Below are 5,184 nucleotides of genomic sequence, written 5' to 3'. Positions count from 1 at the left end.
AAGCAGCATCTTAAGTAATGCGGCTCTGCGTTCAGGTGAATAGTACGGCACGACCAGTCTCTTTCCGCCCCCGATATGCTTTTTTTGGAAAAACCGGAGAGGCGACAACTATCCTGACACCGGGGGCGCTCAGTGACCACTTTTGGCCACAGGTTTCGGGAACGGCGTTTGGCAACGCTGTAGGTGAGTCCTGCAACTGCCGCTGCAACACCCAACGCTCTAACAAGAACTAGCCTTGCGGGTACTGAAGTTCTCCCACTCAGCTGCACCGCGGAAGCCCAATCAACCTCCGCCACTCTTTGAGCGACTGCAGCTACCGCTGCAGCAACGCCGAATCCCGCTCCAACAGCGACAAGGCCATTTTTGGCCGTTTTTTTGTCGAGAAACGTACTTCCCGTCCAAACCAAATTCCCCCCAGCCACCAACGTCACCAAAACCTTCACCGGCGCCTTACTCAACGCCCCCTTCAAATCAAACACACCACTCAACTCAACCCCAGCCGCCAAATTCACCGGCAACGGCGCCAACTTGGTACTGGCCGGCACCAGATGCATGAAAGGAATCCCCGCCGCCACGCCGCTGGCAAGCGAAGCAACATTCAAATGCGCGGGCGGTGTCTGCCGAGTGCCCATCAAGTCGCTGTACCACTCACCCAATTGACGCGACGTAACAGCCAACGTCTGAATGCGCTGCTCGCTGCGGGCCAATGCAGCCGCCATGTACAGGCGCCCGGCATTGCTCGTGGCATTGTCGGCCTGATGCAGTTGCAGCGCGGCGACGGGCGCGATGGATAAAAACAATGCTTCAAGACTGGCCGCCGGGTTGTGTTGCTTGAGTTTGTCGGCGGCTTTGTTCAGCCCTTCGGCATGGGCAAAGGCTCTGGCCAGTTTGTCGGTGCTTTCTAGAACAGCCGCTTTGTTGTCGCGCGTCAGATCGCTGAAATCCACCATGTACTTGATTTCGCCAATGCTCAGCCGCGACGGTAGCCCGAGTAACGCCCAAAGCAGCCATGGCTTGCCGGCCTTGTCCCCTTCCAGATTGAGGGTGATGGCCGTAGCGCCAATGCTGGTACTGGCCGGCCCGTGGCAGGCTTCGGCGAAATGCAGCTCCAGGGCTTCACGGGCAATTGCCTGGGCAATGTCGAAGTGGCCGCAAGCCGTGTCCATGCTCGACGGGCCGGCCGCTTGCAGGGTGTTGAACCATGCCACCCAGAGTTGAACCAGACGTCGAACGTCAGCGGTATATCGCTCGTTCTGCGCCTCTTGATCCTTCCATGTCCGCTGGAGTTCGTCGTAGCGAGTAATGGACGGCAGTTGCGCATGCAACTGAGGGTCGCTTTCGCTCAGGGACTTGAGAACTCCGGCTATCGCCCATTCTTCGGCGTGATGCTCCTGATAGCTGTCGAACGCGGTTTTGCGCGCACGGATCAACGCAGCGAGGTCGAACAGCACGCCCCACGGATCATCGATGACTGCAAAGGTCTGTGGCGCTGAACGCATGATTGTTGAGGTTGGCGTGTTTTTCCGCGCGGTATTCACGGACGACCTGCTCCGCTTCGTAGTACAGATCGGCCGGAATAAACGCCCGCACCGGGCCGACAATGGCTGCGATACGGGCGCATTGCATGGTTTGGCCTGCGGCTGTCGGTAACCGCCATGGGCGACGGGATCCGCGCCTGCAGTTTTCGACCAGATCACGATAGCCCTGAGCATCCGACCTCAAGCCAACTCGCTTTGAGCCTGCGCGGCCAGTTCAGCCTCGCGTTTGGCGATGGCTGCTTCCAGCTCTGGAGAGCGTTTGGCCCATTGTTCCGGCGGGAGTGGTTTTGACCATTCGATGATGTCGGGATAGGGCAAATCGGGTGGCGGGTTCAACTTCCAACGCTCAAGCACATCGATCAGCAGCGTGTTGAAAATGAACATTCCGCAGAACCCCTCCCAGAGAACGGTTACGAACCAGCCTCTCAACTTCGCTGCTTTGATCAGATCATCCAGATAAGTCGCCCAGATTCCTTTTGACCTGTCGAAACGGGCGGTTTGATCCTCGACAGCCTCTGGCCCGACCTCCATATAACTGCGCATGCATTCCCACAGAGCCATCGCCGTGGTGCCGCCGCCACAGTTGAAGCCCAGCGAAAAATGCTTGTTGTCTTCCGTAGCGTGCGGGTCGGGGTTTTCGAAACCGATGACCAGTAGACCCATTGTGGCTTTGCCGGCCTGACTGACTGATGAATGCTGGGTGGCGGCGGCTGTCACTGTTTCCCAGGGGACAATCCAGTACTCGCCGTTATTGCGGGGGACGCAGACTTCGCGGCGTTGGCGGTTGAAGCGTATGGGTAAAGGAACTTCGCGGAACAGACCCTGAATCAACCAAAAAATAGGGAGAGCCATGATACAAGCTCCCAATATCAACGCGTCAGGGTCATCGAAAACGTATGCCAGCCCCAAAAACAACATCACTCCGGGCCACATCACCATCACTGCCGAGCCGATGCTGTAATTACCGATATCGAGAAACACTTCGTTCTTGCGCCAGATGATGTTGAGCACATCAGAAGGTTTTCTACCGGTGGGAATAGGTAATGGCGCGAGATAGTCATTTCGCGAAAACATCCTTTTTTCCGTTGTGCCTGCCGGTGGCGTACTCATCGCTTGTCCTTGGGTTGCAGGTAAATGGCGCCGGGGTGATCCTCACCGAGCGGGTAATTCGGTACACGATCAAGTTCAGGTGTTGGGTCGGCTCGTAGCGCAATGACGCCCGTGGAGTTATTCAAGGTAAATGCCAAACCACGCTCCCCGCCGATAAAACTCCGTGCGCCGAGTATCCCGGTCAATGGCGTGCGATAACGCAACCTTAGCGACAACGTGCTTGGTGGTGTGCGCAGTATGTCTTCCACCTCTTTGAAAGGGCCGCTTATACGCAGACCCTGACCTTCCTCGATCGGTATCCACTGGCAACTGCTGCCGGACAACCAGAAGGGCGTCATGTCACGCCACGGCCTCGGTACCTTGTAGCTATTGGTCGGGCTGTTCTTGATCAGATGCCGATAGACCTGAGCATCCGACCTCAAGCCAACTCGCTTTGAGCCTGCGCGGCCAGTTCAGCCTCGCGTTTGGCGATGGCTGCTTCCAGCTCTGGAGAGCGTTTGGCCCATTGTTCCGGCGGGATTGGTTTTGACCATTCGATGATGTCGGGATAACGCAGATCGGGTGGCGGGTAAAGCTTCTTCCTTTGCAGGTAGGTGGCGAGAGGAGCATTGAAGATGAATACGCCAAAGACACCTTCCCACAACAGGGTCAAAAACCAGCCACGTTCTTTGGCTTTATCCTTCATGTAATCGATGTAGTAACGCAGGTTTGCCCCTGAATTAAGCGCTGCGGCATCCGGTGCCGCCTCTGGCCCGATCTCCATATAACTGCGCATGCATTCCCACAACGCCATTGCCGTGGTGCCACCGCCACAGTTGAAGCCTAGTGAAAAGTGTTTGTTGTCTTCCGATGCGTGCGGGTCGGGGTTTTCGAAACCGATGACCAGTAGACCCATCGTGGCTTTGCCGGCCTGACTGACCGACGATTGCTGGGTGGCGGCCGCCGTCACGGTTTCCCAGGGGACAACCCAGTACTCGCCGTTGTCGCGGGAGACGCAGACTTCGCGGCGTTGGCGATTGAAGCGTATGGGTAAGGGGACTTCTCGGAAGAGGCCTTGGATCAGAAACAGTGCTGGAACACCCGTGATTATTCCTCCACCGATGAGTGCAAAAGCACTTAGGTCTGGCGCAATGTTCCTAAACCCATAAGCCATAGCTAAAAACAACATCACTCCAGGCCAAAGCACCATCACCGCAGATCCGATGCTGTAATTACCAATATCGAGAAACACCTCGTTCTTGCGCCAGATGATGTTGAGCACGTCAGAAGGTTTTCTACCGGTGGGAATAGGTAATGGCGCGAGATAGTCATTACGGGAGAACATCCTTTTTTCCGTTGTGCCTGCCGGTGGCGTACTCATCGCTTGTCCTTGGGTTGCAGGTAAATGGCGCCGGGATGATCCTCACCGAGCGGATAATTCGGCACTCGATCAAGTTCAGGTGTTGGGTCGGCTCGCAGCGCTACGACACCCGTGGAGTTATTCAAGGTAAATGCCAAACCACGCTCCCCGCCGATAAAACTTCGAGCGCCGAGTATCGCGATCAGTGGGGTGCGATAACGCAACCTTAGCGACAACGTGCTGGGTGGTGTGTTCAGCAAATCTTTCACCTCTTTGAAAGGACCGCTTATACGCAGGCCCTGCCCCTCCTCGAACGGTATCCACTGGCAACTACTGTCGGACAACCAGAAGGGCGTCATGTCACGCCATGGACGGGGTGGCCTGAAATAGTCGGTCGGACTGTTTTTGATCAGGTACCGGTTTTCGAGGGTATCCACCGGGTCACCGACCATGCTCAGCTCCAGGTAGACACTGTTTGGCTCGGCGCCCGGCAAGTCGATGGTTAGTGAATCAATAGCGCTGACGAACGCCAGACCGGAACGACCATTATCAGGCGCCTGATTAGAACTGCTTTGCATGGTGACCCGAGGCGTATAGAGGATGAGATACAAACGGTCGAGTTCGTCCTGCTGGGCTTTGGGCGCAATAGGCTCCAAATTGTTAGCTCGAGCCTTAGACCAACAGCAGTTGTTCAGGAAATTTTGCAACGGTGTCTTTTCGAAAAACCACGCTGTCAGGTATACCGCGCCCAAGGCGGCAATGATCCAGTTCAACGGCCCCATGTAGAGCGTGTAGCGCAAGATGGCGACTTCCGCGGTTATTGAACCGGTCAAGGCGCGGGCGGTATAGCCAAACCCTAGCATCGCTTGGGCACCGAAGGCCGCTACCTGCCCCCCGACCGCGATTTGGCGCATTTTCAGCCAAGGATCGACTCGGTTTTGGGCGCTCTCGATCTGTACTTGCAAAGACTTGAACTCTGCCCCCGCTGCAACAAATGACAACCCACCAATCACCCCACCAAACAACGTAAGCGCGGGCGCAGCAGAACCAAAGAAGTAAAACCGATCCTTCCCCAACCCCATCCGCACCTGACTATCCACCACCGCCACCAACGCCGCCGCCCCATACAAACTCGCCGACACCGTGTCATTCACTCGCCGGGCATCCATTCCCTCCAGCACCCCGGCCTCGCTCAAA

6 protein-coding genes and 1 pseudogene are annotated in these 5,184 nt (G+C 56.5%); 2 read left to right on the top strand and 5 right to left on the bottom strand.

What is annotated here, in order from left to right:
• Window positions 1-948: 948 nt before the first annotated feature.
• Together AACY02_RS26165 and AACY02_RS26160 are read left to right on the top strand one after the other, a co-directional pair.
• Entirely contained in the window at window positions 949-1,218 is a 270-nt protein-coding gene (locus AACY02_RS26165) for a hypothetical protein (RefSeq protein WP_445262010.1), read from the top strand.
• 101 nt (window positions 1,219-1,319) lie between these two features.
• Window positions 1,320-1,493 (top strand): hypothetical protein, encoded by a 174-nt coding sequence (locus tag AACY02_RS26160; protein ID WP_445262009.1) that lies wholly within the window; start codon window positions 1,320-1,322, stop codon window positions 1,491-1,493.
• On the opposite strand, the gene AACY02_RS25725 is transcribed toward AACY02_RS26160, so the two are convergent.
• From AACY02_RS25725 to AACY02_RS25705, 5 genes and pseudogenes are all read right to left on the bottom strand, one after another.
• Window positions 1,462-1,626, bottom strand: a complete 165-nt coding sequence (locus AACY02_RS25725; protein WP_339434336.1) for a hypothetical protein — start codon at window positions 1,624-1,626, stop codon at window positions 1,462-1,464. The two genes, AACY02_RS26160 and AACY02_RS25725, sit on opposite strands and share 32 nt — an antisense overlap.
• A 92-nt stretch (window positions 1,627-1,718) precedes the next feature.
• Window positions 1,719-2,648: a hypothetical protein gene (locus tag AACY02_RS25720; RefSeq protein WP_339434335.1), complete on the bottom strand. Its 930-nt coding sequence runs from the start codon at window positions 2,646-2,648 to the stop codon at window positions 1,719-1,721.
• Window positions 2,645-3,070, bottom strand: coding sequence for a hypothetical protein (locus tag AACY02_RS25715; protein WP_339434334.1), 426 nt, complete (start codon window positions 3,068-3,070; stop codon window positions 2,645-2,647). Before AACY02_RS25715 ends, AACY02_RS25720 begins: the two co-directional genes overlap by 4 nt.
• Window positions 3,067-4,008, bottom strand: a complete 942-nt coding sequence (locus AACY02_RS25710; RefSeq protein ID WP_339434333.1) for a DUF6708 domain-containing protein — start codon at window positions 4,006-4,008, stop codon at window positions 3,067-3,069. Before AACY02_RS25710 ends, AACY02_RS25715 begins: the two co-directional genes overlap by 4 nt.
• Window positions 4,005-5,184 (bottom strand): annotated as a pseudogene (locus tag AACY02_RS25705) (toxin VasX); the annotation flags it as partial. The pseudogene AACY02_RS25705 and the gene AACY02_RS25710, both read right to left, overlap by 4 nt.

The organism is Pseudomonas sp. EA_65y_Pfl2_P78, assembly GCF_963970495.1.
GTDB lineage: Bacteria > Pseudomonadota > Gammaproteobacteria > Pseudomonadales > Pseudomonadaceae > Aquipseudomonas > Aquipseudomonas baetica_A.
Note: the sequence above shows the minus strand (reverse complement) of the source record. Positions and strands in the feature narration are given on the sequence as shown.